The sequence below is a fragment of the Photorhabdus tasmaniensis genome, assembly GCF_011189505.1.
In the GTDB taxonomy this organism is placed as follows: Bacteria; Pseudomonadota; Gammaproteobacteria; order Enterobacterales; family Enterobacteriaceae; genus Photorhabdus; species Photorhabdus tasmaniensis.
In genome coordinates, this window is sequence record NZ_PUJU01000272.1 from 1 (window position 1) to 234 (window position 234).

Below are 234 nucleotides of genomic sequence, written 5' to 3' on the forward strand. Positions count from 1 at the left end.
CGCCATATTTAATACTATTAGGACATCCTGTTAATCCGAGCGGATCAATCCAGTTCGCCGGATTATGGACATACGAATACGGATTCAGGCCCCCTCTCAGCCCAATCGGGTCTTAGGGACTATCCCGACGCCATCATACCGTTGAGCGGACTTTTCCCCTTGATTTAGCAGCCTTTTTCTCCGCCGCGTTTTCCCACCCTGTTAAAGAACCTATCAACTCGTCCCGACGGGCAC

The 234-nt window shown here is 51.3% G+C and carries 1 pseudogene; it reads right to left on the bottom strand.

Annotated elements, in window-relative coordinates:
• A pseudogene (locus tag C5471_RS25180) lies at positions 1 to 112 on the bottom strand (RHS repeat-associated core domain-containing protein); the annotation flags it as partial.
• Positions 113 to 234: the final 122 nt, after the last annotated feature.